Source organism: Bifidobacteriaceae bacterium (assembly GCA_031281585.1).
GTDB lineage: Bacteria > Actinomycetota > Actinomycetes > Actinomycetales > WQXJ01 > JAIRTF01.
Map to the genome: position 1 here is coordinate 1 of JAITFE010000076.1, position 26159 is coordinate 26159.

The 26159-nt window shown below is 67.7% G+C and carries 19 protein-coding genes and 1 pseudogene; 8 read left to right on the top strand and 12 right to left on the bottom strand.

The features are described from left to right. Window positions 1-49: 49 nt before the first annotated feature. The 6 genes from LBC97_09145 to rpsO form a co-directional block, all read right to left on the bottom strand. On the bottom strand, window positions 50-190 hold the full coding sequence (locus LBC97_09145) for a hypothetical protein (GenBank protein MDR2566200.1): 141 nt from the start codon (window positions 188-190) through the stop codon (window positions 50-52). Window positions 191-207: 17 nt separating this feature from the next. Then, window positions 208-2187: an ATP-dependent DNA helicase gene (locus tag LBC97_09150; GenBank protein ID MDR2566201.1), complete on the bottom strand. Its 1980-nt coding sequence runs from the start codon at window positions 2185-2187 to the stop codon at window positions 208-210. A 281-nt stretch (window positions 2188-2468) separates the two neighbouring features. Continuing rightward, entirely contained in the window at window positions 2469-3227 is a 759-nt protein-coding gene (dapB, locus tag LBC97_09155; GenBank protein ID MDR2566202.1) for a 4-hydroxy-tetrahydrodipicolinate reductase, read from the bottom strand. A 56-nt stretch (window positions 3228-3283) separates the two neighbouring features. Further along, the gene (locus LBC97_09160; GenBank protein MDR2566203.1) at window positions 3284-4639 is read right to left on the bottom strand and encodes an insulinase family protein; all 1356 of its coding nucleotides are present in this window, start codon (window positions 4637-4639) and stop codon (window positions 3284-3286) included. Window positions 4640-4666: 27 nt separating this feature from the next. Beyond that, window positions 4667-6988: a polyribonucleotide nucleotidyltransferase gene (locus tag LBC97_09165; protein ID MDR2566204.1), complete on the bottom strand. Its 2322-nt coding sequence runs from the start codon at window positions 6986-6988 to the stop codon at window positions 4667-4669. A 326-nt stretch (window positions 6989-7314) separates the two neighbouring features. Then, complete coding sequence (gene rpsO / locus LBC97_09170) at window positions 7315-7584, bottom strand: 30S ribosomal protein S15 (protein ID MDR2566205.1); 270 nt, start codon at window positions 7582-7584, stop codon at window positions 7315-7317. 246 nt (window positions 7585-7830) lie between these two features. Between rpsO and LBC97_09175 the strand changes: the two genes are divergently transcribed. Then, window positions 7831-8856: a hypothetical protein gene (locus tag LBC97_09175; protein ID MDR2566206.1), complete on the top strand. Its 1026-nt coding sequence runs from the start codon at window positions 7831-7833 to the stop codon at window positions 8854-8856. A 556-nt stretch (window positions 8857-9412) separates the two neighbouring features. Next, complete coding sequence (locus tag LBC97_09180) at window positions 9413-9991, top strand: hypothetical protein (GenBank protein ID MDR2566207.1); 579 nt, start codon at window positions 9413-9415, stop codon at window positions 9989-9991. 121 nt (window positions 9992-10112) lie between these two features. On the opposite strand, the gene LBC97_09185 is transcribed toward LBC97_09180, so the two are convergent. The 5 genes from LBC97_09185 to clpB all read right to left on the bottom strand — a co-directional run bounded on the left by LBC97_09185 (window position 10113) and on the right by clpB (window position 15513). Then, on the bottom strand, window positions 10113-11198 hold the full coding sequence (locus LBC97_09185; protein MDR2566208.1) for a hypothetical protein: 1086 nt from the start codon (window positions 11196-11198) through the stop codon (window positions 10113-10115). Between the two features lie 175 nt (window positions 11199-11373). After that, entirely contained in the window at window positions 11374-11544 is a 171-nt protein-coding gene (locus LBC97_09190; GenBank protein MDR2566209.1) for a hypothetical protein, read from the bottom strand. A gap of 501 nt (window positions 11545-12045) precedes the next feature. Beyond that, complete coding sequence (locus tag LBC97_09195) at window positions 12046-12519, bottom strand: hypothetical protein (protein MDR2566210.1); 474 nt, start codon at window positions 12517-12519, stop codon at window positions 12046-12048. Further along, on the bottom strand, window positions 12516-12719 hold the full coding sequence (locus LBC97_09200; protein MDR2566211.1) for a helix-turn-helix transcriptional regulator: 204 nt from the start codon (window positions 12717-12719) through the stop codon (window positions 12516-12518). Before LBC97_09200 ends, LBC97_09195 begins: the two co-directional genes overlap by 4 nt. Before the next feature lie 127 nt (window positions 12720-12846). Then, window positions 12847-15513, bottom strand: a complete 2667-nt coding sequence (gene clpB, locus LBC97_09205; protein MDR2566212.1) for an ATP-dependent chaperone ClpB — start codon at window positions 15511-15513, stop codon at window positions 12847-12849. A gap of 269 nt (window positions 15514-15782) precedes the next feature. Between clpB and LBC97_09210 the strand changes: the two genes are divergently transcribed. The 5 genes from LBC97_09210 to LBC97_09230 all read left to right on the top strand — a co-directional run bounded on the left by LBC97_09210 (window position 15783) and on the right by LBC97_09230 (window position 23083). Then, window positions 15783-18293, top strand: a complete 2511-nt coding sequence (locus LBC97_09210) for an FG-GAP-like repeat-containing protein (protein ID MDR2566213.1) — start codon at window positions 15783-15785, stop codon at window positions 18291-18293. A 174-nt stretch (window positions 18294-18467) separates the two neighbouring features. Continuing rightward, on the top strand, window positions 18468-19376 hold the full coding sequence (locus tag LBC97_09215) for a hypothetical protein (GenBank protein MDR2566214.1): 909 nt from the start codon (window positions 18468-18470) through the stop codon (window positions 19374-19376). Between the two features lie 49 nt (window positions 19377-19425). Next, entirely contained in the window at window positions 19426-20661 is a 1236-nt protein-coding gene (locus LBC97_09220) for an alanine and proline-rich secreted protein Apa (GenBank protein ID MDR2566215.1), read from the top strand. A gap of 1038 nt (window positions 20662-21699) precedes the next feature. After that, a complete protein-coding gene (locus LBC97_09225) occupies window positions 21700-22128 on the top strand; it encodes a hypothetical protein (protein ID MDR2566216.1) in 429 nt (142 codons plus the stop codon). Window positions 22129-22297: 169 nt separating this feature from the next. Next, window positions 22298-23083: a transposase gene (locus LBC97_09230; protein ID MDR2566217.1), complete on the top strand. Its 786-nt coding sequence runs from the start codon at window positions 22298-22300 to the stop codon at window positions 23081-23083. Window positions 23084-23247: 164 nt separating this feature from the next. Here the strand turns inward: LBC97_09230 and LBC97_09235 are convergent, their stop codons facing one another. Next, on the bottom strand, window positions 23248-23388 hold the full coding sequence (locus LBC97_09235; protein ID MDR2566218.1) for a hypothetical protein: 141 nt from the start codon (window positions 23386-23388) through the stop codon (window positions 23248-23250). 2674 nt (window positions 23389-26062) lie between these two features. On the opposite strand from LBC97_09235, the pseudogene LBC97_09240 reads away from it, so the two are divergent. Then, window positions 26063-26159, top strand: a pseudogene (locus LBC97_09240) (hypothetical protein).

Sequence of the window (26159 nt, forward strand, 5' to 3'; positions counted from 1 at the left end):
CTCCGCGGCCGACCCCAGCGACACGATCCGGTCGCGCCAGCGGGCGTGGTCAGACGCCGCTCGTTATGCTGTCGAAGACCGCCATCATCGCATCCAGTTCAGCCTTGTGATCCTCGATGCCCGTCCAGGTACGGTAGTCGGGGCGTCTCGAGCGCAGCCCCGGCGCTTTCCACCGCTTCCAGTTCCGCACGGGCCGTCCTCAGCCGCTCAAGGGGCCGGTTTCCCGGCGCCTTCCCCGGCCCCCGCCTCAGCGGCGGCCGCCAAGCGGGTTAGGGCGCCCAGCGCCACCGAGCGGTCTTGGGTCAGCCACATTGGCGGCATGGAACGGATCAGGAACTGGCCGTAACGCTTGGTGGCGATCCTGGGGTCCAGCACCGCGACCACTCCCCGGTCCTCGACCGAGCGGATCAGGCGGCCCGCGCCCTGGGCCAGCATCAGGGCCGCGTGAGCGGCGGAGACGGTCATGAAGCCGCTGCGGCCCTCCTTGTCAGCGGCCTCGGCGCGGGCCGACATCACCGGGTCGTCCGGGCGCGGGAAAGCCAAACGGTCGATCACCACCAGGCGGCAGGTGGCGCCCGGCGCGTCGATCCCCTGCCACAGCGAAATGGTGCCGAACAGGCACGCGTGCGGGTCGGCCACGAACTCGTCGATCAGGGCGCCAAGCGACTTGGAGCCCTGCACGCCGATCTCGAAATCCACCTCCGGGGCCAACGCCTCGGCCGCCGCCTCGGCGGCCCGCTGCGAGGTGAACAACCCCAGCGCGCCGCCCTTGGAGGCCTCCAGCAACTCCCGCAGCCGCCGGTGCTGCGCCTCCCGGTGCGAATCGTCCCGGCCCGGCTCCGGCAAGTCTCCGGCCAGGTACAGAATCGCCTGGCGGCGGTAATCGAAAGGCGACCCCACGTCCAAGCCGTCCCACTCCCCGGGGGCGAGCCCGGCGGCATCGGCGGCCGGTTCCAAGCTTCCGCCCAACGCCAAGGTGGCACTCGTCAAAACGGCGGTCGCGCGGTCCAAAACGGTGGCGCGCAGGTCCGCGGCGACCTGGAGCGGCGCGGCCTTGAGCGCGACCGGGCCGTTGGCCGGACGCTCAACCCAGTGGACGTCGCCGCCGCCCGCCTCCAAACGGTGGGCGGTCTCCTCCAGTTCTTGCAAGGCGGCCGAGGTCAGCTGCTTGGCGGTGGCCGGGGCGTCCGCCAGGTTGGCGACCTCGGTGAGCGCCGTCCGCGCCGCCGCCCTGACCCCCGCCACCGCGCCCGCCAAGGTGGGGCCCAACCCCTCCCGCAAGCGCCCTTCGCGGGCGGCGTCCAACGCGGCTTCGAACTCATCCGCGGCCTTCCTCAGCGCCGCCGCCTCCACGCCCAGCCCGTCCAGCCGCCGCGCCGCGCCCGCCACCTGGACGGCGGTCAACTCCGCCGTGCGGGCGGAGGTCAACGAGCGGGTCAGATTGTGCGCCTCGTCGATCACCAAGACGTCGAATTCCGGCAGGACGGGGGTGACGGAGGCGTCGATCGCCAGCATCGCGTGGTTGGTGACCACCAAATCCGCCTGGCCGGCGGCGGCGCGGGCCGCCTCCGCGAAGCACGCCTCGTACACCGGGCATTTCTGCCCAATGCACTGGGCGCCGCTGACCGACACCTGCCGCCAGGCGCGCGGCGAGGCCCCGCCCGGGAAACCGTCCCGGTCCCCCGTGTCGGTTTGGCGGGCCCACCGTTGCAGCCGGGCGACCTCCTCGGCCAGCGCCGATCCGGTCAACGCGCCGCGCCAGCCCGCCTCCGGCACGCCGGTCGCCTCAAAAAGGTCCTCCTCCGCGTCCGCGTAGCCGCCTTCCAGTTTGTGCTTGCAAACGTAGTTTTGCCGGCCTTTCAGGAGCGCCGCGACCGGCTCGCGGCCCAATTCGCCCGCGAGCGCCGCCGTCGCCAGCGGCAGGTCCCGCTCAACGATTTGGCGTTGCAACGCGAGGGTGGCCGTCGCCACGACCGCGCATTTCTCCTCCCGCACCGCGAACGCCAGCGCCGGGATCAGGTACGCCAGCGACTTTCCGGTGCCGGTGCCCGCCTGGACCAGCAGGTGGCGTTCCGTTTGGAACGCGACCGCGACCGCCTCGGCCATCTTCTCCTGCCCAGCCCGCCGCTGCCCGCCCAGCTTTTCGACGGCCGCCGCCAGCAGTTCGGCGGTCGGCTTGGGGGACATCGCTCCAGCTTACGGCCCGTTCCCCGCCGGCGCCCGCCCTTGCCCGATGCCGTGTGGACAACCCCGCCTATCGCCTCGCCCAGCGCCGCCCCCGCCCAGGCGGCCTTATCCGCGCGCCCGCGCGGCAAGGGGGCGATCCGTCTCAGCGTCGCTCGGCGCGCGCCCCGCCCCCAGTGCGCGCATCGGGCCGGCCGCCGCTCAACGGCCGTGGCCGCCGAGGCGGGCGTTCGCGCCTGACGGTCCGAACGGCACAGCGAACGGCGGGCGCGTTCTGGTCCGGGCTACAACCCGAGCAGGGGGTCCAGGCCGACCGTCAGTCCCGGGCGGGCCACGACCTCGCGGATCGCCAGGAGGACGCCGGGCATGAAGCTGACCCGGTCCAGCGAGTCGTGTCTGATGGTCAGGTACTCGCCGGGGTTGCCGAGCAGGATTTCCTCGTGGGCCACCAGGCCGCGCAGGCGGACCGAGTGGACGTGGACCCCGTCCACGTCCGCGCCCCGGGCGCCGGATTGGGACTTGGACGGATCGGTCGCGTCGGGGACCGCCCCCAGGGCGGCGCCCGCCCGCGCGGCCGCGATCGCCGCCGCCGTGTGCCGGGCCGTCCCGGACGGGGCGTCCACCTTGTCGGGGTGGTGGAGCTCGATCACCTCGGCGGACTCGAAAAACTTGGCGGCTTGGGCCGCGAAACGCATGGCCAGGACCGCGCCCAGCGCGAAGTTCGGGGCGATCACAACGCCCACGCCGCCCTTTTCGGCCAGATGGCGGCGCACCCGCTCCAGCGCGTCGGCGTCCCAGCCGGTTGTGCCGACAACTGCGTTGACCCCCAAGTCGATCAGCTGGTGGACGTTGTCTTGGGTGGCGGACGGGACGGTGAAGTCGACGGCGACCTGGACGGCATCGGCGGGCAGGGCGGCGAGCGCGTCTCCCAAGTCGAGCGTGGCGGCCAGGCGCAGGTCGGGCGCCTCTTGCACGGCCCGCACCACGGTGGAGCCCATCCGTCCCTTTGCGCCGATCACGGCGACGCGAATCGCTTCAGTCACGCCAACCAGGCTACCCGCCCGGGTGTGTCCCCATCGTTCGAAGAAAGGACCGTCCCCTAGTTGGGGCCTACCACTACACGGGAGCGGGGGCGGGAGGCCAGGTCCGCCGCCAAAGTGCGGACCTGGTCTGGCGTGACCGCCTGGATGCGGGCTATGACCTCTTCGACCGGGGGGAGCTCGCCCATCAGGGTGGCGGCGCGGCCCAGGCGGTTCATCAGGGAATACGGCTCCTCCAAGGACAGGAGGGTGCCGCCGGTCAGCTGGCCCTTGACGCGCTCCAGTTCGCCGGGGCGCAAGCCCTCGCGGGCCAGTTGCTCCCACTCCGACTCCATCAGGGCGGTCACCTCTGCGGAGGCGGCCGGCGTGCAGCCCGCGTAAACGCCGAACGAGCCCGCGTCGGAATGCGACGAGGAAAAACAATAAGTCGAATAGGCCAGGCCGCGCTTCTCGCGGATCTCCTGGAACAGCCGCGAGGACATGCCCCCGCCCAGCACCGATCCGAGCACCGCCAGGGCGTGGCGGCGCTCGTCCGTGGCGGTCAACCCCTCGCAGCCGACCAGCACCTGCACCTGTTCGGTCGGCCGGGCCAAGCCGTCCACCCGGCCCTTGGCCGGCAGCGCCACCTGGGGCTCGGTCGGCCGGAGCGGCGCGGGCTGACGCCGGCCGGCCGCCGCCTCGCCCCAGCCGCCCTTCTCCAAAGCGGAGGCGACCAAAGACACCACCGTGTCGTGGTCCAGTTGGCCGGAGGCGGTCACCACCAGCCGCTCGGGCCGGTAATGGTTGACGTAATGGTCCCAGACCGAGTCCCGGCTGACCGCCTGGATGTCGGCCGGCCGGCCCCCGATCGGCCGCGCCAGCGGATGATCCCCGTAGACCGCCGCCGCGAACGCCTCATGCGCCACGTCTGACGGGTCGTCCTGGTTCATCGCCAACTCCTCCAGGATCACCCCGCGCTCGTTCTCAAAGTCGAGCCGGTCCAATACCGACGAGGTCAGCATGTCTGCCAGCACCTCGATCGCCAGCGCCGAGTGGTCGCCCAGCACGCGGGCGAAATAGCAGGTCGACTCCTTCGCGGTGGCGGCGTTGAACTCGCCGCCAATCCCGTCGAAGGCGGCCGCGATCTGCTCGGCGCTGCGGTTCTCGGTGCCCTTGAACAGCAAGTGCTCCAGGAAATGGGTGGAGCCGTGCCGACCCTCGGCCTCGTCCCGCGAGCCGACCAGCACCCAGAACCCGATCGTGAAAGACCGGGCCCCGGGCACGGCCTGGGTCAAGACCCGCGCGCCGGTCGGCAAGGCGTGGCACCGCACGCCCTCGCCTTCCAAACCCGCCAAAGCCGCCGATGCCGTAAACCCCGTCCCAGCGCCGCCCCCCGCGGCGAACGCCCGGATACGCGCCCCTCTCAGGTGGCCCACCGATCCAGCGCCCTCACCGATCCGGAGTCACTGCTCGTCGCGGTCCTCGGAGTGGACGTGCGTGTGGCGTTCGCGCCGCCGCCGCGGGCGATCCCGCCGGTCCTCGCCGCCCTGGTCGGCTTCGCCGTCCTCCGGGCCGGCACCCGGCTCCTCGGCCTGCTCGGCGGCATCGTCCACCACCGCGTGCAACGACAGCTTGCCGCGCGGGTCGATCTCCGCGATCTCGACCTGGACCTTTTGCCCCACCTGGAGGACGTCCTCGACGTTCTCGACCCGCCGGCCGCCCACCAGGCGCCGGATCTGCGAGATGTGCAAAAGGCCGTCCTTGCCGGGGGTCAGCGAGATGAACGCGCCGAAGGTCGTGGTCTTGACCACGGTCCCGACAAAGCGCTCGCCGACTTGCGGCATCTGCGGGTTGGCGATCGCGTTGATCTGGTCGCGCGCCGCCTCGGCGGACGGCCCATCGGTCGCCCCGATGTAAACCGTGCCGTCGTCCTCGATCGAAATGTCGGCGCCGGTCTCGTCCTGGATCTGGTTGATCATCTTGCCCTTCGGGCCAATGACCTCGCCGATCTTGTCGATCGGCACCTTCACGGAGATGACGCGCGGCGCCAGCGGGCTCATCTCGTCCGGCCCGTCGATCGCCTGGTTCATCACGCCCAGGATGTGGAGCCGCGCCTCGCGGGCCTGCGTCAACGCGGCCGCCAGCACCGAGGCGGGAATCCCGTCCAGTTTGGTGTCCAGTTGGATCGCGGTGACGAACTCGGAGGTGCCGGCCACCTTGAAGTCCATGTCGCCGAAGGCGTCCTCGGCCCCCAGGATGTCGGTCAAGGCGGCGTAGCGGACCTCGCCGTCAACGGTGTCGCTCATCAGGCCCATGGCGATGCCCGCCACCGGCGCCTTCAGCGGCACGCCGGCGTTGAGCAGCGACAACGTCGAGGCGCAGACGCTGCCCATGGACGTCGAGCCATTCGACCCGAGCGCCTCGGAAACCTGCCGGATCGCGTACGGGAACTCCTCGCGCGAGGGCAGCACCGGCACCAGGGCCCGCTCCGCCAGGGCGCCATGCCCGATCTCGCGCCGCTTGGGGCTCCCCACCCGGCCCGTCTCGCCGGTCGAATAGGGCGGGAAGTTGTAGTTGTGCATGTAACGCTTGTGCGTGACCGGGCTGAGCGAGTCGATCTGCTGCTCCATGCGCAGCATGTTCAACGTGGTCACGCCCAGGATCTGGGTCTCGCCGCGTTCGAACAGCGCGGAGCCGTGGACGCGGGGCAGGACCTCGACCTCGGCTGACAGCGTGCGGATGTCCCTGAGCGAGCGCCCGTCAATCCTGAGGCCCTCCGTCAATACGCGTTGGCGCACCAGCGCCTTGGTGATCGACCGGACCGCCGCCGCGATCTCCTTGTCCCGCTCGGGGAAGTTCTCCTCCAACGCGCCCAAGGCCTCGTTCTTGATCTCGTCCAGCCGGGTTTCGCGTTCCTGCTTGTCCCCGATCTGGATGGCCTGGCGCAGTTTGTCGGTCACGAGTTGCGCGGTCGCCTGGTACGCGTCCTCCTGGTAGTCCGGGAAGAGCGGGAATTCGCGCGTTTCCTTGGCCGCCTGGTCCGCCAGTCGCTGCTGCGCCAGGCACAGTTCGCGCAGGAACGGCTTGGCCGCCTCAAGGCCCTGTGCCACCACGTCTTCGGTGGGCGCTTGGACGCCCTGGTGCTTGATCAGGTCCCAGGCCCGCTCGCCCGCCTCGGCTTCGATCATGGCGATGGCGACGTCGTCCCCCACAATGCGGCCCGCGACGACCATTTCGAAGACGGCGCGTTCGCGCTCCGACCAGCGCGGGAACGCGACCCACTGGCCGTCGATCAGCCCCAGGCGGGTCGCGGCCACCGGTCCGGAGAACGGCAGGCCGGAGATTTGGGTCGACAGCGACGCGGCGTTGATCGCCAGCACGTCGTAGGAGTCCTCCGGGTCGAGCGACATGATCGTCTCGACGATTTGGACCTCGTTGCGCAGGCCCTTGACGAACAACGGCCGCAGCGGCCGGTCGATCAACCGGCAGGCCAAGATCGCCTCGGTGCTCGGCCGCCCCTCGCGGCGGAAGAAGCTGCCGGGGATGCGCCCGGCCGCGTACATGCGCTCCTCGACGTCCACCGTCAACGGGAAGAAGTCGAACTGCTCACGTGGGTGTTTGCCGGCGGTGGTGGTCGACAAGACCATCGTCACGCCGTCAAGGTAGGCCGCGATCGCGCCGCCAGCTTGCTTGGCCAGCCGTCCGGTCTCAAACCGGACGGTGCGCTGGCCGAACGAGCCATTGTCGATCGTGGCTTCGGAAAATGTGATTTCAGGACCCTCCACGGGTGCCCTCCTTAACTCTGTTTGAGCGGCGGCGCCCGCCGGCGCGGCCTCATTCGGCCGGCCCGGGACGCGGGTCCGCTGGTTCTAGAGCCAGGCCCTTCCGTTGCGGTCTTCGATCGAGGCCCACGTAAGCGACACGCCGCTGGGGGCGCCTTTGGACGATGCCGCACGGCATCGTCCGCTTGTCAGGCGCCTTCGCGCTGTGCCTACGGAGGCCACTACCGAGGACCGCGAGACATGCGGAAAAGGGCCCTGGCTGATTGCACTATTGAGTTTTCGCGAAAAAGCCCCGTCCGCAGCGCGCACGGGGCGTCCCGACAGATTGCCTATCGGCGCAAACCGAGCCGTTTGACGATGGAGCGGTAACGCTCCACGTCGATCGACTCGAGGTATCCCAGCAACCGCCGGCGCTGGCCCACCAGCAACAGCAGGCCGCGACGCGAATGGTGATCATGCGCGTGGACCTTGAAGTGTTCGGTCAGGTCTTTGATGCGCTGGCTGAGCAGCGCGATCTGAACCTCCGGCGAGCCCGTGTCGCCTTCATGCGTGCCGTATTCGGCGATAATCTTCGCCTTGGTGGCGGAATCAAGCGGCATAGCTCTAGTTCACTCCTTAGTTGCAGGTTGTTGCGCGGAGCACCGGGGCTGATTCACCCGGGCACTTCGAACCGCGGCCGTTAGACGGCAACTACCCACCTTAGCGCATCAGTTCGGGCGGGCCGAATCCCCGTGACCGGCGGCCGGGCCGTGACCGTGCACGAAGATGGCGCCTGGGGATGAGGGACGCGGGCGGCGCGGCTGTTTGGATGGACGCGAAACACCACCGCCCGGCGAGGAGGCCCCATGTTGCGACGACGCTTGACAACTGCCGCGTTATCGGCAAGCTTGCTGGTCGGGGTGGTGACGCTGGCCGCCTGCACGGGCGAAGACGACGGGGTCGCCACCCTGGACCGAGGCGGCGAGGCGACCACCGGCGCGGGCGGCGGCGCGAGCCCCGCTGTGGACACCCGGACCCAGGCCGAACTCATCGCGGACCAGGCGCGGAGCGCCAACGACCTGGTAACTTGCCTGGTCGCGGCGGATATCCCCGCCGTCACCGAGCCCTACAGCGATGACGGACAGCTACATGTCTGGCTGGCGATCGAGGAGGATCACATCGCGTCGTTCGGCGGCGGCGCCGCCATCATGGACGGCATCCCCGATTGGATGCTCGACCTGGCGGCGAAATACGACCCGAGCATGGAGTTGATCAAGGAGGCCCAAGCGGGCGGTTCGCCGACAGCTTGGCCGACCGGAGAGGTGCCCCCGTACTTGATCATCGGCCAGCAGGACCGCACCGAAGACTTGCGGCGGTGCCTGGACTCCTCCGGTTACACCGAGCCGGTCAACTATCCGACCCCCGACAGGGAGGTCGCCATCAAACAGGTGGACCTGGAGGCCACGCTCCCGTGGATCGAATGCGCCCGCGCCAACGGCTATCCGGACCTGGAGGACCCGGTGCCCGTCAAGGCGGACGAATGGCAAACCGAGCCGACTGCCGTCCTGCCCGCGGACATCACGGAGCAGGAGTTCCGGGCGCTGTTGGCGGTGTGCCCCGTCTTCGACGAGGCGGCCTGGCTGGCCCACGACCAGGCCGTCGCCGAGTTGGGCGACAACCCGACCGACGAGCAGCTATTGGAAATCGACGCCCAATACCCGCTGGGTTACCCGAGCATCGGCTTCGACGTGCCCGGCGTGGACGGCCGCCTCCACTCCGGCCCGGAGACGAACACGCCGGTCCCGGACAACGTGGTGAGGGCGTTCGAGATCATGCGCGAGGAACGCGACCGCTACTTCGACGCCCACCCGGACCTCTACCCAGGCAGCTAACGGAGGCGATGCCGCCACCCGGCCCAACGGCATCGTCCCAGGCCACCGCCCCGGCCGGTTCGGGCCCTTACTGGGCCGCTGTCCGTTTCTCCCCGAAGCAAGCCGAAACCCGCCGCTTCGGGGAGAAACGGACAACCGGCGCCGATGCCGCAAACCGGCCACACGGTATCGTCCCAGGTCAGCGGACCGGGCCTTTACGTGACCGACCGAGGCCCTGTCCGGAACTCCCCGAAGCAAGCCGAAACCCGCCGCTTCGGGGAGAAACGGACAACCGCCGCCGATGCCGGCTCCCAGCCACACGGCTTCGACCCAGGTCAGCGGTCCGGCCGGGTCGGGGCGCGCAAGGGGACCTGTCCGGAATTCCCCAAAGCAAGCCGAAAACCGCCGCTTCGGGGAGAAACGGACAACCGCCGCCGACGCCGCCAACCCGTCACACGGCATCGCCCCAGGTCAGCGGACCGGCCGGGTCGGGCCGCGTAAGGCGCCCTGTCCGGAACTCCCCAAAGCAAGCCAAAACCCGCCGCTTCGGGGAGAAACGGACAAGCGGCGGCGGGGCGTGCTGGTCTGCGCGGTCGACGAGACCGTCCTGACCGTCCCGGACGCGCCCGTGGTCGCGGTCCGCTACACGAAGCAGTCCGGGAACCACGGAGGGACCGGCCACCCGCAGGTCCGGCTCCTCGCGCGGGTAATCGGCGCGGAGGTCGCGGTCACGACCGACCAGGGACGCGAGGTCGGCTCCTACAGGCTCCTGACCAGCCTCCTCGACCCGGCGGCGCATCCCGCCGCGGACCTGGTGCGGCTCTACCACGAACGGTGGGAGGTAGAGACCCGATACCTCGAGCTGAAGTCGTCAATGCCCGGCGGGCGGGTCCCGCGCGCGCACCGCCGAGGGCGTGGACCCGGAGGTGTGGGCGCTCCTCGCCGCATGCCAGCTGCTGCGCGCGCCGGTCGCGGATGCCGCCCTCGCGAGGGGGCCTGGACCCCGACCGGGGCAGCTTCACCATCGCGTTGGAGGACGCACGGGACCTCGTCGTCCGAACCGAGGAGGCCGTCGCCGGTCCGCCTGGTCCTGGAGTCGCCGCTGCCGAAACACCGCCTGCGGGCGTGCCACGGGTGGTCAGGCGTGCAATCTTGAGGCGCCAGGCACGGGGCCCCGACTTCGACCGGTCCTGCCGGAAGGCGGCCTTGGAGATCTGCGTCCTCGCCGACGACCCCCTTGACAACCGTTCCCCGGCCCTAACTCCACGGCCTTGACGCTAGCCGCCGTTGACGTATTGCTCCAAGGCTGCGGCAAGCTCGTCTAGTTCGGCCTGGTGTGCCCCGATGAACTCTTCTTGCGCCTGGCGGAGGATCTTCAAGAGGCTCGACACGTAGTTGGTCTCATCGCGGCAGGTGAAGTCCGCTACCGCTATTGCGATTTCCCGTGGAGTCCCAGTCAGGGAGGAGTACTCGGGCGGCGCCTCGCCGGATGGCCCGTTCCAGGGCTCGCCTTCGGCATTTGTGTGGAACGCGAGGTCGCGCGCTCCCGCCGGACCGTTGAACTCTGAGGGCGCGGCCTCGCTGACGGGGACGCCCTTGGGCACGTTGGGCTGGGCGACAGGGAACTCCCGCAGGAAGCACTCCCGCCACTCGGCGTCCAGGTCATCCACCTCCGCGCGTCCAAGGAACGTCCACCCGGATGCCGAGCCGCCCCCCTGGCCTGCCGCGTACGGGTCCCCGGCCTCGCCCCAAATCTGATCGATCAGATCTTGAAAGGCGGTGGTCGGGGATTCTTTCATCGCCTCGACAAAGGGTTGAGGGTGGGCCTCGTTGGCGTCCCCGGTGCAGCCGCCCAATTCGGGCACGGGCCGGTTGATGTCCGCCCCCGCCAGAACGTAATCTGCCAGCGCCTCGCCCAGCAGCGCCACCTGGTACTTCCGTTGGGCCTCAGGACTCAGCGAGGCGACAAACTGCTGGTTCGGGTCCACCTCCGCCGGTTGGCTGGACAGAGCGTTGCCAACACCTTGAGCGGGGTCGGAGTATCCATAGCCGTAGCGCTCCACGCTCGCCAAATCATCGGGCAACCAAGGGACCCACAGCCGCCGGTCCCCGCTCCGGATGTCAGGATCGCCATCCTCGGCCAACTCGTTTGCGCTCGGGTAGTACTCGAATCCCCGGCTCTTCATGCACGCCGCGATGGACTCTTGTTGTTGGACCTCCCACAGGCCTCCGTCGGCGGTGCCGATGTCGCTCATCCGCAACTGGGCGCTGGTCACCAGATCGGTGTAGTAATCAAGCGGCAAGTCTGGCCGGTCGATCCAGAGCTTCGACTGGGGCACGTCGCCCACCAATGCCGCAGACAACGTGGGTCCCGGCTGCGCCGCGCTGACGCTCGGGTTGCTTCCCCCTGTGTCGCAGGCAGCCAATCCACCGATGGCCAACGCGGCACACAATCCCACTGCCGCCGCGACACGCGAGCGTCTACCACCGCCGACGGCGCGCGCGCTGGTCCGCACGCCGTCGGCGATGGAGAAGCGGTCAGTAGAGATAGACCTTTTTGGGGACCACATAGCCAGTTGGGCTCACCATCCATTTGTAGCCGTCGCTCGAAGGTGACCACTCACCAAAAGCAAGCTTGGCGCATGTATTCATCCCGTGCTTTCCGTCATAATCACCTTCGGCGCTCTTGTTCTGCTGAAAAGTTTTCACGGCGTTGTATGTCCTCGTCCCAAACTGACCGTCGATTCCCCAGTTGTTCGCCGAGAGGTAGGGGCTGCCTCCGGTGAGGAAGCCCGCGTACAGCCAGCTGCCGACTCTTAGCTCCTCGAAGGCAATCTGGGCTTCGGGGAGAAACGGACAAGCCCCGCCGATGCCGCCGACCCGTCACACGGCATCGTCCCAGGTCAGCGGACCGGCCGGGTCGGGCCGCGTACGAGGCCCTGTCCGGAACTCCCCAAAGCAAGCCAAAACCCGCCGCTTCGGGGAGAAACGGACAACCGCCGCCGATGCCGCCGCCCGGCCCCGCGGCATCGTCGCAGGTCGGCGGCCCGCGCCGTTCCAGGTCCGACCGGGCGTTTGTCCGGAACTCCCCGAAGCGGGCCCAAACCCGCCGCTTCGGGGAGAAACGGACAACCCCGACTGGCTTAACCCAACGGTCCAACGTCCGGGCTGGGATTGTTTTGGCGGTCCGTCGGAGGCTCGTCGGCCGGGTCAGTCCCCGTTTGCTTGGCGCCCGCGGCCTCGCCGGTCCACGGCGGCCTTGATCGCCAGCGCCACCGGAATGGTGGTCATAATGATGGCGTCCGCCAGGAGCCAACCCGCCTCGGTGGGGCCGCCGCCGGACCGGACCGGTTCGGACGAAAGCCGCCAGAGCGCACGCGCCCAGATGGCCGCGGTGGCGACCACGAACACAACCACCGGGGCCTCGCCGCCCTTTCGACGCAGGCCGAAGAAAGCGTCCCGTGCCACCATCTCGATGATCACCACCGCCAGTCCCGCCAACAGGCCGGTGATGTTGGCGGCGGCTGGCAGAGCTCCGGCCCCGTCTCCCCAGTTCAGCGTGCTGACCAAGACCAGCACCAGTGCGAGGAGCAGGAATCCGTGCATGAAGGCGTCGCCGCGGACGCGTAGCTGCCGTTCGTCGTATCGGCCTAGCCACGCCGGGGCTTTGGCTGATGATTTCATTGGGGGTCCTCCCAGAACAGGTCGTCAAGGGTCTTGCCGAGCGCGTGGCACAGGGCCAGGCACAACCGGACGGTGGGGTTGTAGTCGCCCTTCTCGATCGCGTTGACCGTCTGGCGCGAGACGCCAACCCGGTCCGCCAGTTCGGCCTGGGTCAGATCCAACGCCGCCCGGGCCGACTTGAGCCGCAGATTCTTGCTCACATGACTAAATGTAAGATGGTACCATCTAAATGTCAAACATATACGTCATCGAGGCGGCTCCCGGCCGGGCGCGCTCCCGTCCGGCCGACGCTCCCAGCCCCGTGCCCTCCGCGTGCGTGTCGGCCGGTCAGGAGCCAGCCGGGGCCGCCACCGTCAGCGTCAGGCCGACGGGAGCGGAACCGTCCGGCGATGCCGCCGGGCGGTCCACCAGCACCGTGTCGCCGTCGTGGACCTGGCCGGACAGGAGCTCCTTCGCCAGCGTGTCGCCCACCTCGCGCTGGATCAGCCGCCGCAGCGGCCGCGCGCCGAAGGACGGGTCGTAGCCTTCCAGCGCCAGCCAGTCGCGGGCCGCCGGAGTGACGTCGAGCGTCAGCCGCCGGGAAGCCAGCCGCCGGTTCAGCGACGCGACCTGGAGGTCCACAATCCGCCCGATCTCCTCCAACGTCAACGCGTCGAAGATGAGGATGTCGTCAAGCCGGTTCAGGAACTCCGGCTTGAAGGCGGCCCGGACCGCGCCCATGACCCGCTCGCGCTGCTCCTCCGGGGGCAGCGTCAAGTCGACCAAGTACTGGGAGCCCAGGTTGGACGTCAGCACCAGGATGACGTTGCGGAAATCGACGGTGCGGCCTTGGCCGTCCGTCAACCGGCCGTCGTCCAGCACCTGCAGCAGAATGTCGAAGCCCTCGGGGTGGGCCTTCTCGACCTCGTCCAGCAGCACCACCGAATAGGGGCGGCGCCTCACGGCCTCCGTCAACTGGCCGCCTTCCTCGTAGCCCACGTAGCCGGGCGGCGCGCCGACCAGGCGGGCCACGGAATGCTTCTCCGAGTACTCGGACATGTCGATGCGGACCATGGCGCGCTCGTCGTCGAACAAGAAGTCCGCCAGCGCCCGGGCCAACTCGGTCTTGCCCACGCCCGTGGGACCCAAGAACAAGAACGACCCGGTGGGGCGGTCCGGATCCGACACCCCGGCGCGGGCCCGCCGGACGGCATCGGACACCGCCGCGACGGCTTTGCCCTGGCCGATCAGCCGCTCGCCAATGACCTGCTCCATCTTGAGCAGCTTGGCCGTCTCGCCCTCCAACAGGCGCCCGGCGGGGATCCCGGTCCAGGAGGAGACCACCTCGGCGACCTCGTCCGGGCCGACCTTGTCCGGCACCAGCGGAACGCCGGCGTCCGGGTGGGCGGCTTGGGCGGCATCGTCGGCGTTTTCCGTGCGCTCCGCCTGCGCCAAAGCCGCTTCGACGGGCGGGATCTCGCCGAAGCGCAACCGTGAGGCCTCCGCCAGGTCGCCCCGGTTCTCGGCCTGTTCGGCGGCGGTGGTCAACTCGTCCAGGCGGGCGCGCAGGTCGCCCACCTTGTTGCGGTCCGTCTTCTCCGTCTCCCAACGGGCCTTCAGCGCGTCCAACTCCTCGCGGCGGTCGGCCAAATCGGCGCGGAGCTTGGCCAGGCGCTCTTGGGAGGATTCGTCCAGCTTCTTCTCCTTGCCCTTGACCGTGTCGAGGAGGTACTGCTCCTCCATCTCCAACCGGAAGACGGTGCGTTGCAACTGGTCGATCTCCACCGGGTTGGAGGTCAACTCCATGCGGAGGCGGGAGGCGGCCTCGTCCATCAGGTCGATCGCCTTGTCGGGGAGTTGGCGGCCGGTGATGTAGCGGTCGGACAGGGTGGCGGCGGCGACCAGGGCCGAATCGGCGATCGTGACGTGATGGTGCGCCTCGTAGCGCGGGGCTATCCCGCGCAAGATGGCGATGGTGTCCTCCACGGACGGCTCGCCCACAAAGACCTGCTGGAAGCGCCGCTCCAGGGCCGGGTCCTTCTCGATCCGCTCGCGGTATTCGTCCAGGGTGGTCGCGCCCACCATCCTCAGTTCGCCCCGGGCCAGCATGGGTTTGAGCATGTTGCCGGCGTCCATCGAGCCCTCCGCGGCGCCGGCGCCCACCACCGTGTGCAACTCGTCGATGAACGTGACGACCTGCCCGTCCGAGTTCTTGATCTCCTCCAGGACCGCTTTGAGCCGTTCTTCGAATTCGCCCCGGTACTTCGCCCCGGCGACCATCGACCCGAGGTCCAACGCGATCAACTGCTTGCCTTTGAGCGCGTCCGGCACGTCGCCTTTGACGATCCGCTGGGCCAGGCCCTCCACGACCGCGGTCTTGCCCACCCCTGGCTCGCCAATCAGCACGGGGTTGTTCTTGGTGCGCCTTGAGAGCACCTGCACCACCCGGCGGATCTCCTGGTCGCGGCCTATCACCGGGTCGAGTTGGCCCTGGCGGGCGGCCTCCGTCAGGTCGCGCCCGTATTGGCCCAGCGCGTCGAAGGTGCCCTCGGGGTTGGCGGTGGTGACCTTTTGGCCGCCCCGCAATTCGGGGAGCGCGTCGGTTAGCGCTTTGGGTGTGGCGCCGCCCCGCCTGAGGATCTCGCCGGTGGTCCCCTCCAGCCCGGCCAGCGCGATCAGGAGGATTTCGGCCGACACGTATTGGTCGCCTTGGGAGTCCGCTATCTTTTGGGCTTGGTCGAGCGCCGCGAGGAGTTGGCGCCCCACTTGGGGTTGGTTGGTCGACGTGCCCGATGCCGTCGGGAGATTCGTCAGAGCCACCCTCGTTTCGGTTCCGATAGTCCGGGTTTCCGCCTTGGCCGCTTCGGCCAGGCGCAGGGCCAGGCCCTCGCGGTCCAACCAGAGCGCGTTCAGGAGATGCAGCGGTTCGACGGTCGGGTTGCCGGCCGCGGACGCCTGCTGAATTGCGTCCTGGAGCGCGTTCTTCGACTTGGCGGTCAGCTTTTCGATGTCCATGGTGTGCCTCACTGGTCGGGGGTTTGGTTCCCGCTTCAATTGAAGATTAGTAGCCAAACTTGAGTCTACTACGCTCAAGTTTGTTTTCGAAACCTGGACGCCGCGCACGGGCGTGCCGGGGCCGCGCCGCAGCGCCGGGTCCGCCCCAAGAGGGGCGGGACAGCGGTAGAATCAGGCCCGGTTGGGCCCCCGGCCGACCAAAACCACAGATATCCCCGAAAAGCGAAGGCCACGCCATGACGCCACGACCCCACCGCCGAATCGTTTGTTTGACCATTGGAGTCGCCTTGATCGCGATTCCGGCCGGCCCAGCGGCCGGCGGCGAACCGGCGGTGGCGGCGCAAACCGCGGCCGCCGCTCCGTCCGTCAACGGTGACGGCAACGATCAAGCCAAAGCCGAACTGGGCGTGCCGGTCCCAGACCTCGGCCAAAGCGAAGGTAAGGGGGCCGAAACGCTGGCCGCGGCGCCAGCCGCGATCGACCGCAACAACAAAGCCGCCGTCGCCGCCGCCTACCAGAACTACGCCCTCAACTTGAGGACAGTCCCAATGGGCTGGACCGGGGCGGTGTCCAACTGCAACACCGGCAACGTCTCCGCCGCGGCTCAAAAGGCCACCTTCGACACTCTCAACTACTTGCGCCAGATGGCCGGCCTGGCCGACATCTCGGAGAACACGGCCGCCTCCAGCGTGGCGCGCAAGACGGCGCTGCTCATGCAGGCCAACGGCCAACTCAGCCACTACCCGCCGACCACCTGGAAATGCTTCACCAACAACGGGGCCTTCCTCGCGGCCCGTTCGAACATCGCCCTGGGCACCGGCGGCGACGGCATCTTGGCCGGCGCCAAGGCGATCTTCGCCTATGTCAACGACGTGGGCGTCGACTCGCTGGGGCACCGCCGCTGGATCCTCTCTCCCGGCCAGCGCACCATGGGATCCGGTTCGACCGGCAACGCCAACGCGTTGGTCTGGGGCAACGGCTCCGGTTCTTGCTCCGGCTCAAGCTGCACGGTGGGCTCATGGAACTCGAGCGAGGACGCGCCGTTCACCAACACCTATTCGACCGCATGGTCAAGCCCCCAGTTCGTGGCGTGGCCGGGCGCGGGCTACTTCCCCTATCAACTGACGAAGAGCGAATTCGACTCGCGGCAGATGGACTGGTCGGTGTCCACGGGCACCTCCTCGATCTCCTTCGCGAACGCCTCCGTCAGCGTGACCAAGAACGGCACGGCGGTGAGCGGCATCACCCTGATCCCCAGGTCGACCTTGAGCAGCGGCTACGGCGACCAGGGCGCCTTCGCTTTCCGGTTCCCGTCGGCCGCGGTGAGTGTGCCCGCAGCCGGGGCCACTGACGCTTACCGGGTCACCATCTCCGGGATAACCGGAGTGAGCGGCGGCAAACTCCAATACGACGTCAAGCTTTTCAACCCCATGGAGGCGACTGTCGGCGCGGTCACCATCTCCGGGGCCCCGCAGGTCGGTAAACCCTTGACCGCGCAGGTTAGCGGGGTGTCGCCAGCCGGCTCGACGCTCGCCTACCAGTGGCTCAGGGACGGCTCCACCGCGGTTGGCTCCAACTCCGCCACCTACACCCCGGTCAGCGCGGATTACGGGCACACCATTGCCGTGAGGGTGACGCCGTCCAAGTCGGGCTACACCGGGGTGCCTTTGACCTCGGCAGCGGTCGGCCCGGTCACCGCGATCGCCATGACCGTGGCCAAGCCGATCATCTCCGGGCCGGTCCAGGTGAACAAAACCATGACCGTGGGAACGGTCTCCACCAACCCCGCCGGGGGTTCGGTCAAGTACGAATGGGTGATCGGCAGCACGGTGGTGAAGACCGGCACGGACACCTACGCCCGGATGCTCACCCCGCAGGCGGTCCACGCGGGCAAGACCGTCTACGTCAAGGTGACCGCCACGCGGGCGGGCTACCAGACGGCCGTCAGCCAGTCGGACGTCAAGACCATCGCCGCGGCGGACGACCCGTGCGCGGTGGCGCAAGCGATGATCACGCCCCGGCTCTGGGCGACCAACGGCAAACCGACCACCGGCTCCGCGGAATTGCAACGCTCCCAAATCATCCGCATCTGCGCGAACGGCGAGATGCGCCTCTACACGCTGGACACGAACACCATGAAGCTGGGCTTGACCGCTACGATCGGCTCGGGTTGGACCGGCTACAGGGCGTCAGCCCCCGGAGACTGGAACCGCGACGGCTTCAACGACATCATCGGGATTGACTCCAGCGGGAGGATGTGGCTCTACCCGCGCACCGCCTCGAACGGCTGGGCCGCCCGCATCCAAATCGGCTCCGGTTGGAGCATTTACGAGCGGATCCTGGCCGTGGGTGACCTGACGAAGGACGGCAACCCCGATCTGCTGGCCATTGACTCCTACGGAGACTTGTTCCTCTACCAGGGCGACGGCAAGAACGGCTGGAAGAACTCCGGCCGCCGCACGCAGGTCGGCAACGGCTGGAAGACCTTCCAACTACTCCCGGCGGGCGACTTGAACGGTGACGGGGTGGCCGACATCATGTCGATTGACCAGGGCGGGAAGTTGTACTGGTACCCGTCGCGGGGCTCCGGCTACTTCGGGGCCCAGACGCACGTCGGCACCGGTTGGTCCGGGTTGAGGGCCGTCTCGGGCGCCTCGATGAACGGCGACTCGGTGCCGGACGTGGTCTCCGTCGACGGCGCCGGGATTGTCCGCTTCTTCCCCGGCCGGCGACCGGTCGCGTTCGGCACGGCGGTGACCGTCGCCGAGGGTTGGCGCTGACTCCCCCCAGGGTTCTCGCCGCGGCGTCTCTTCGCGGTCGCTGGTTAGTTGCCCAGTGCGGGTGGGGCCGCTCAGACGCAGCCCAATGCGGTCCGGCCACCCGCCGGTTCGTGTCGCCGCCTCGGCAGATCGGCGCACCCGCGTGGGGGCCGGGGCCATGCGAGGATTGAACGCGTGAACATGAGCAGGGTCAGGTCGGGGCGGGCTGTCCGCCTCGCGGCCGCGCTGGCGCTGGCGGCCGCCCTGCTGGCGGGCCTGGCGGGCTGCATGAGGCTGCACTTCGGCTTCACAGTCAACCCGGACGACACGGTGGCCGTGACCACCCTGTTGGCCTATGAGGGTTCGATCCTGGAGGAGGCGGCCCAGGCCAAAGGCCAGACGGTGGAGGAGTTCTTGGCGGAATCCGGCGTGGATAAACAACTGCAACGATTGGGCGGCCGGGCGACGGTCGAGGATTACCGCGCGGACGGATACACGGGCTGGGTCATCACCGGCGAGGAACTGGACCCCTTGGGTGCCGTGACCGTGCCGGGCCAGCTTGGGCGGGCCGGGACGCTGGAATTGAGCCGCGAGGGCGACAGCTTCGTCCTGGCGGGCGAGATCGACGTCCAGCAGCTGCCGGGCGACCTCAGCGCCTGGGGCGCCGACACCCCGGAGGCGCAAGCCATGCTGAAAGACATCGACTTCCAGTTCGCCTTCACCTTCCCCGGCCCGGTCACCTCCGCCAGCGGCGCGGTTGACGGCAACACGGTCACTTTCGCGCCCAAATGGGGCGAGCCCCTTGAGGTTCACGCCGTCGCCAGCGCCATCCCGGCGGTCGCGCCCGCCCCTGGCAGCCCTTCGGGGATCAGCCCGTGGCTGATCGTCGCCGTCGTCTTGGTCTTGGCCGTCGCCGTCCTCCTGGCGTGGCGGTCGGCGAGCCGTCGGCGGAAAACCGCCGCCCGCACGGCGGCCTCTGACCCCGGCCAACCCGCTGAGGGGTTTGGCCCGCTGCCAGCCGCGCCGGGCGCCGGAGCCAGGGCTTACCAGGAGCCGGGGTCCGGGCATAACGATTCCGAAAGCTCCCGCGAAAGCCCTTGTTAACGGCCTCAAGGTGGTCAGCGACCGGGCGCTGGGCTGGAACAATGGGTGAATGACCAACGCAGAACACAAGCCCCGACGAATGGCATTGGTGGTGGGCCTGGCTGCGGCTTTGGCCCTCCTGATGACGGGATGCGTGAGGGAGCACGTGGATTTCACGGTGAACTCTGACGACACCGTGTCCATTGCGGGGACCATGGCCCTCGATGACGCCTTCCTTGCGCAAATGGCTTCGATGCAAGGGCTGACCGCCGAGGAGTTTCTCGAGCGGATGAAGTCTGATCCAGACCTCAACGAGCAACTCGGCGCCAAGGGGAAGGTCGACCTCGAAGACTACGCCGCAGACGGCTACACGGGCTGGACCTTCCAGGCACGGGAACCCGAGACGTTGGAATCCTTCAACGAGCCGGGCGAGGACGACTCGACTGGAGACGTGACGGTCACACGCCGAGGCGACGAATTCGTGGTCAACGGCGAAATCGACATGACTCCGGAGGCTTTGGGCCCTGAGTACGCGGTGGGAGACGATCCGGCCACCCAGTCGCTGTTGAACCGCTTGGATCTCAAGATCACCTTTACCTTCCCCGGCAAGGTCAAGTCCTCCACCGGCGTGATCGACGGCAACAAAGTGACCTTCACGCCGAAGATGGGCGAGCGCACCAAGATCGAGGCGGTGGCCTCCGCCAAAGCCGGCCTGGGCTCGCTCCTGGTCATTCTGGGGATCGCGGTTGGCGTCATCGCCGTGGTCGCCCTGTTGGCGATCATGCTGTTGAAGGGCAAGAAGAAGCGCGCGGCGGCGAGGGCCGCCGCCGAGGCGCCAGCCGACCTGGGCTATCCGGGCGCCGGTTATCCCGGCTTCGGCCAACCGGGCTTCGGCCAGCCGGGCTTCGGGGCGCCGCCCGCCGGCGCCTACCCGCCCGCAGTCTCCCAGCCGCAAGGTTTCGGCGCGCCTCCGGGGGCTGCCGTCCCGCCTGCGGCCCCACAGGCCTTCGGTGCCCCGCCGGCCGCAGGCTATCCGGCCCAGCCCGGCTATCCGCCAGCCGCCGCCGGCGTCCCGGGCGCGTTCCCGGCCCCCGGTTATCCGCCGCCGGGCCAGGCCTTCGGCGCACAGCCTCCCATGTACGGGGTCGGCCCGGCGCAAGACGACGCCCCGCCGCCGCTGTCGCAGCCGGTGGCGCGGCCAGGCGAGATTGCGCCAGGGCAGGTCCAGCCCCCGCAGCAGCCGGCGCCACCCCAGCAGCCGGTTTGGCCTCCGCAGCAACAGCAATGGCCGCCGCCGCAGCAATAGCCGGGGTCAGTTGACCAGGACTGGCCGGGTTTGGCCGATCCGGTGGGCGCGGTAGATCGCCTGGTTCTCCGTGGCCGGGTTCCACCAGGAAGACGTAGTCCGCCTCGGTCAGGTTGAGCCCGAACCCGCCCGCCGCCGTGTACGCCCACGGCTACGTACCGCCCGCACCACCGGCGCCGAAGAAGAATCACGATGCTGCTTCGGCGGATCCGGCTCGGTCTGCGGCAATCCGGCCCGCAAATACGCTAAAGGGAAAACGCCAACGAAGCGTTCTTACCCTCATTTTCATCCAGCCACATAAGCCCAAGCGTATTCCGGTAGGCGTCGTTTTCCTCGGCGGTAGTCCGGGGCCGCGCGTCCGACGGCCCGCATGTTGCCCGGTGCCGCCCGGGCCGTTGCCGACCCATTGCCCAGCCCCAGCCCCCACCACCGGGTCTCTGTCCGGGGAAGGGGTCACCTCGGCAGGGCGTGGAGGCATCTGGCAGCAGTTCCAACAACGGGTGCCGGCGTCCGGCCACGAGCGCATCATGGCCAGGAGCAGAACGACCGGCGCCCAAGGTTGGGTGGAAGAGCCCGGCTCTGCCTTTGTGACCGGCTCATAGCTCGCCCGTGCCAGTGCGACGGATCCCCGCCCCGTCGGGAGGCCGGCATTCACGAAAAAGGATTAGCCAACTCGGGGAGTCTTGCTTGCCCGTGATGATGCGCTAACTTAGTCCGCGAACGCAGTACCCCCTGGCTGAGCGATGCCCTAGATGCTTGGAAGGAGCCTCCTGTGGCGTTTGACCCGACTGGCACGGACTGGTTGCCGCGGCGCGGCGTGGCGGATTGCGGCGGCCCATGGGGGCAGCAGGGGCCATGAAAGGAGACACGCGTGCTGCGACAAGGCCCGATTAGCTGGAGCCGTGTTACTCAGGTGATGTCAGAGGAGCGGATTGGACGCAGGATCCCACGTGGCGAGGGGCGGCACGGAACGGCGGCCCACTGCCGCGCGGAAGCTCTCGGCGTCCTAGACGAGCTTGGGAGTGAGAGGAGCCAGGCGTGGCTTTTGTGCGTCGGAAGCTGACAGCCGAAGAGTCGGCGCGGTTGAAGGGGCTCGGGATTCAGAGCCCGTGGGCCAACGGCCCTGCAAGGTTCGGGACGCCGTCGATCGACGAGGATCGGGGCGCGATGGTGGTCGGTTTGGGCGGCGGGAACATGGAAGTCCCCAAGTTTTGGGCGCTGATCATGGGGCGGGATGTGTTGATCCTTGAGGGGAAGGAGATGCCTGACGCCCTCCCGCCTGATGACCGCCGGTTGCTGGTGCGGGTGGCTGGCGGGTGGCCGGCGAGATCGCCGCTCTGGGATTTACCAGACTTGTACCGGATCTTAAAGGAAGGACTGTTTCAAGTGATCACTGTTGGAAAACCGTACCGTCCGGGAGTGATCCTATTCGCGGGCAATGTCGGCGACCTGATCGAGGAGGCTTAGAACCCTATTAGAAAGTCGCTATTTGAGGGCGTTTCGTCGGGCGGGAGGGAAGGCCAAGGAGTTACTTTGACGTAATTGGCGCCACGGCGCGCGATATCCGACAAAAGACGGCCCGCCCCCTGGATAATTGGATTGTCAACATCAACGATTATCCAAAAGGAACGGGCCGATGGATTTAGAATACACGACAGGGCTGCCGGAGCACCAATTCGAGGAATTGCTGGGCCGCGTCCGTGAGATCATGGACCAAAAGGGGATGCGGACGGCCCCGCCCGGGGCCGGGCGGCCCTGGGCGCTGGACCTGCGCGGCCAGCTGCGGCTGACCCTGGCGCTGCTGCGCTCCAACATCACCCAGCGGCTCGCGGCCGCCTTGTTCGGCGTCTCCCAGCCGACCGTCTCCCAGATCAAGTCCAAGCTCGAGCCGCTCATCGACCTGGCCCTGTCGTTCACCGGGATCCCGCTCGCGGAGGCGGCCGCCACCAGGCCCCTCGTGGTCGACGGCACCCACACCCCGACCGGGAACCGGAAAGCGACCGGCCGGTCCAACTACTCCGGCAAACACCACCGCCAGTGCCTGTCCATCCAGGTCGCCTGCGACCTCGAAGGCGGCCTGATCGCCGTCTCCGACCCGGTCCCCGGCGCCCGCCACGACGCCGCCGCGATCGAGCTGACCGGCTGGCGGGCGGCGCTGGAGGACGCGGACTGGCTGGCCGACTCCGCGTACAGCGCCACCAACGCGATCACCCCCGTCAAAAAGAAGCCGGGCCAGGCGCTCCACGAATCCGATAAAGCGTTCAACAAACAAGTCTCCCGTTTCAGGTGCGTCGTCGAACGCTGCATCTCCCACCTGAAGAACTGGCGGATACTCTCCCGCGGCTACCGGCGGCAACTCAAGAAACTCCCATTCATCATCGCACTCGTCGCGAAACTCGAACTCTACCGGACAGGATGGTAAACAAAATGGAAGTTTCTAATAGGGTTCTTAACAATGAAAAGTCTGTTATTCGCGCGTTTCGATTCGAGTTGGAGTTGGCCCCGTCTTTGCCGGATCGGCCTGGCGCAATTGCTTGTGGTGGCGTTAGCCGTATTCGGCCTAGGGACTGTCGCGGTCCCGGCCGCTCAAGCGGAGTCGTTGTCGGTTGCTCCAGCGGCATCCTCGACTCCGGATTTCGGCGGAATAATAGCGAAAATAGCCGCCTGGGAAAACGCGCACGGCAAGCTGTCGAGCGCGAGCAGCGAAACCACGTGGAGGAGCTTCATGGAGATGCTCCTCAGCGAAGTTAAGAATTTGGAGGTGGTCCTCCCTGACGGGGTAATCCCCGTGCTTTACTCGGGTTCGGTAGGCACTTTGTCCGGCGATGATCTGTACGCTTATGAAGTGGCGAAGGGCGTGTCGATGTTGGATGAGTACGGTTACATCACCGATACGGAGGGCGGGGCGTTCATCAACGATCAGGATGTGTGGGACGCACTATTGGAGGTCATGGACGGTCCGGATGAACGCGCCAGGAAGGCTCAAGTGAACAGGGTATTCGATGGAGATGGCGGCGGTAAGATCGCGGGGAAACAGGCGCTGAACGATTTCGTCTCGCAGCGTTTTGTCGAGGCGATCAAGAGCCCCGACGTCTTGGTGATTTGCCCCGAGGCTCAATACGCGGGCTCCTCTGTTCCGGACAAGGTGTTGTACCGAACCGAGTTGCCGACGTTGAGGGCCAAGCGGGTGGTAAAGAGGGTCAACGGATTTGACGCCCGCGGGATCATGATGATGGACGACTTGGCGCGCGCCAAGGAACTGGGCGCCCTGTCAGAGGCCGTTCTCGCGGGTTGGAGCTTCGATGTGACTCTGAAATATGACTTCATCAGAGGGAGGAGCGTTTGGCACGTCACGCGCGTCGCGGAGGGCAGTGTCTTGAGTATTAGGGGAGCTAAGATCTTCGGATTCCCAGATGATTCGGTCTTGATCGCGAAACTGGGACTCTCCAAATGGAAGCGGATGAGCTTGGCGGAGCGGATTTGCGCGCGTGTCGGGTATGTGGCTACCAGGGTCGCGGCGAGTGCCGCGAAAAGCACGGTCGGGGCAGTAGCGAAAAGCAAGTTCGCGAAGTACTTTCCAGTGGCTATGGGCGGCTTGGGCGCTCTTGGAGTTGGGGTGTCCATTTACATTTACGGAGCTTGGGGGGAAGCCTTTGCTGACTCGCTGCAGGCCGCTGCCAACGGCTGTGATGCTGAGGATGTCCGTGTCGCGCTGGAGGAAAAGGTGAACGCAGTGGCTGCACTATCGAATCAGCTTGAGTCTGACCTGATGTCGGAAGTCATCATTGGTGGACTGGGTTCGATGATTTTCGGTGGGGCTGCAGCCTGGGCCATAACTGTGGGAGGTTTGGCTACGGCCTACTTTGCGATCACCGTTGTGAAGAACATGATGGAGGGCCCGATTGGCGACCATCTTCGAGTGGTTGCCGAGGTATCCGCTCTGGTAGAGGCCCAGACGGGCGCAGTTACGTGCGGCGACTTCGAGCTCCGCGACCCCACAACCGATCCCTACCCTGGGGGTGGCGGCGGTTCCGGCGGCGGAGGCGGTGGCTCCGGAGGCGGTTCTGGCAGCCACGATGGCGATTACGGCGGCGCGGCTGGTGGCAATGGGAAGGCTGGCGGTCACGCGAAGAAGGACGCGGGGGACGCGGCCCCGCCGAGTGATCCGATTGTGGTGGATACCGCGGGTGATGGGTTTTCGCCGACGGATTTGGCCGGTGGCGCGTATTTTGACTTGAACGTGGATGGTTACGCGGAGCGGGTGAACTGGGTTCGCGGGGACGACTGGGTGTTGGCTTGGGACCGGAACCGCAATGGGCGGATTGACAACGGACTGGAGGTTTTCGGGGATTCGACTCGGTTGGTTTCGGGGGCGGCTGCCGGGTCTGGTTATGCCGCGTTGGCTGAGCTGGACTCGAATGGCGACAGGGCGATTGATCCGGGTGACACGCTGTGGCCTGATCTCGTGTTGTGGGCGGACGTGGCGAATCTTGGCAAGACCGATGCGGGCGAGCTTCGGAGTTTGGACGAGTCGGATGTGAAGTCGATTTCGTTGGAGACGTCCCGGTTGGATCAGACGGTGGACGTTGGCGTGGTGTTGGGGGAGGCGTCGCAGGTGGTGTTTGGCGACGGTTTGGCGCATCAGGCGGCTGAGTATTGGGTCAGCGCGGTGGATTGGGACACGGTGGAGCCTGATTTGGATGATGGCGCGGTGGTCCCGGCAGATGTGTTGGCGTTGCCGAACGTTCGGTCGTTGGGTTCGGTGCCTTCCCTGCGCAGGGCGGTGATGGCGGACCAGTCTGGCCGCCTGCGGCAGTTGATCGGATCGTTCACGGCGTCACGGGACACGGTCGAGCGGGAGGGGTCGGTGCGGGAGTTGGTGTTGCGGATCATGGGCGCCGACGAGGTGGCGTTGGGGAGTCGCGGCTCGAATTTCAACGCCCAGGAGTTGGCGGCCATCGAAGCGATTCTGGGCGGCAAGTTCAATGGCGTGTCCGGGCCGAACCCGAACGCCCAAGCGGCGCAGATCCTTCACGGCGTGTGGACGAGGTTGTTCGAGATCTACTATTGCGAATTGCTTTACCAGACCCACTTGCTGCCGATGCGGGAGGTTTTGAAAGAAGAGTTGATAACAGATGGTCGGCTGGATGTTGGCGGCGCCGTCAGTTATGTGGCGGATCTCCCCGTCGGCGACTCGGCTACGGGCGACATGGTTGCCGACCTCGGGCGGTTCTTGTTCTACGCCCAGCAGGGAGGCGTTAAGGGGCTCGACGCGTTGGCCGCAGCGTTGGGTCCGGCGAGTGTGGGCCTGTACCGAGACATGCCGCAGGTCGGCTCCATGATGTGGTTCGGCACCGACGGCAACGACACCCTGTCCACCACCGCGGGGTGGCCGACCGCGTACGGCATGGGCGGCAACGACACGCTGAACGGGTCAGCCGCCGCAGACGAGTTGTACGGCGGCGCGGGGAACGACAGGCTGAACGGAAACGCCGGCG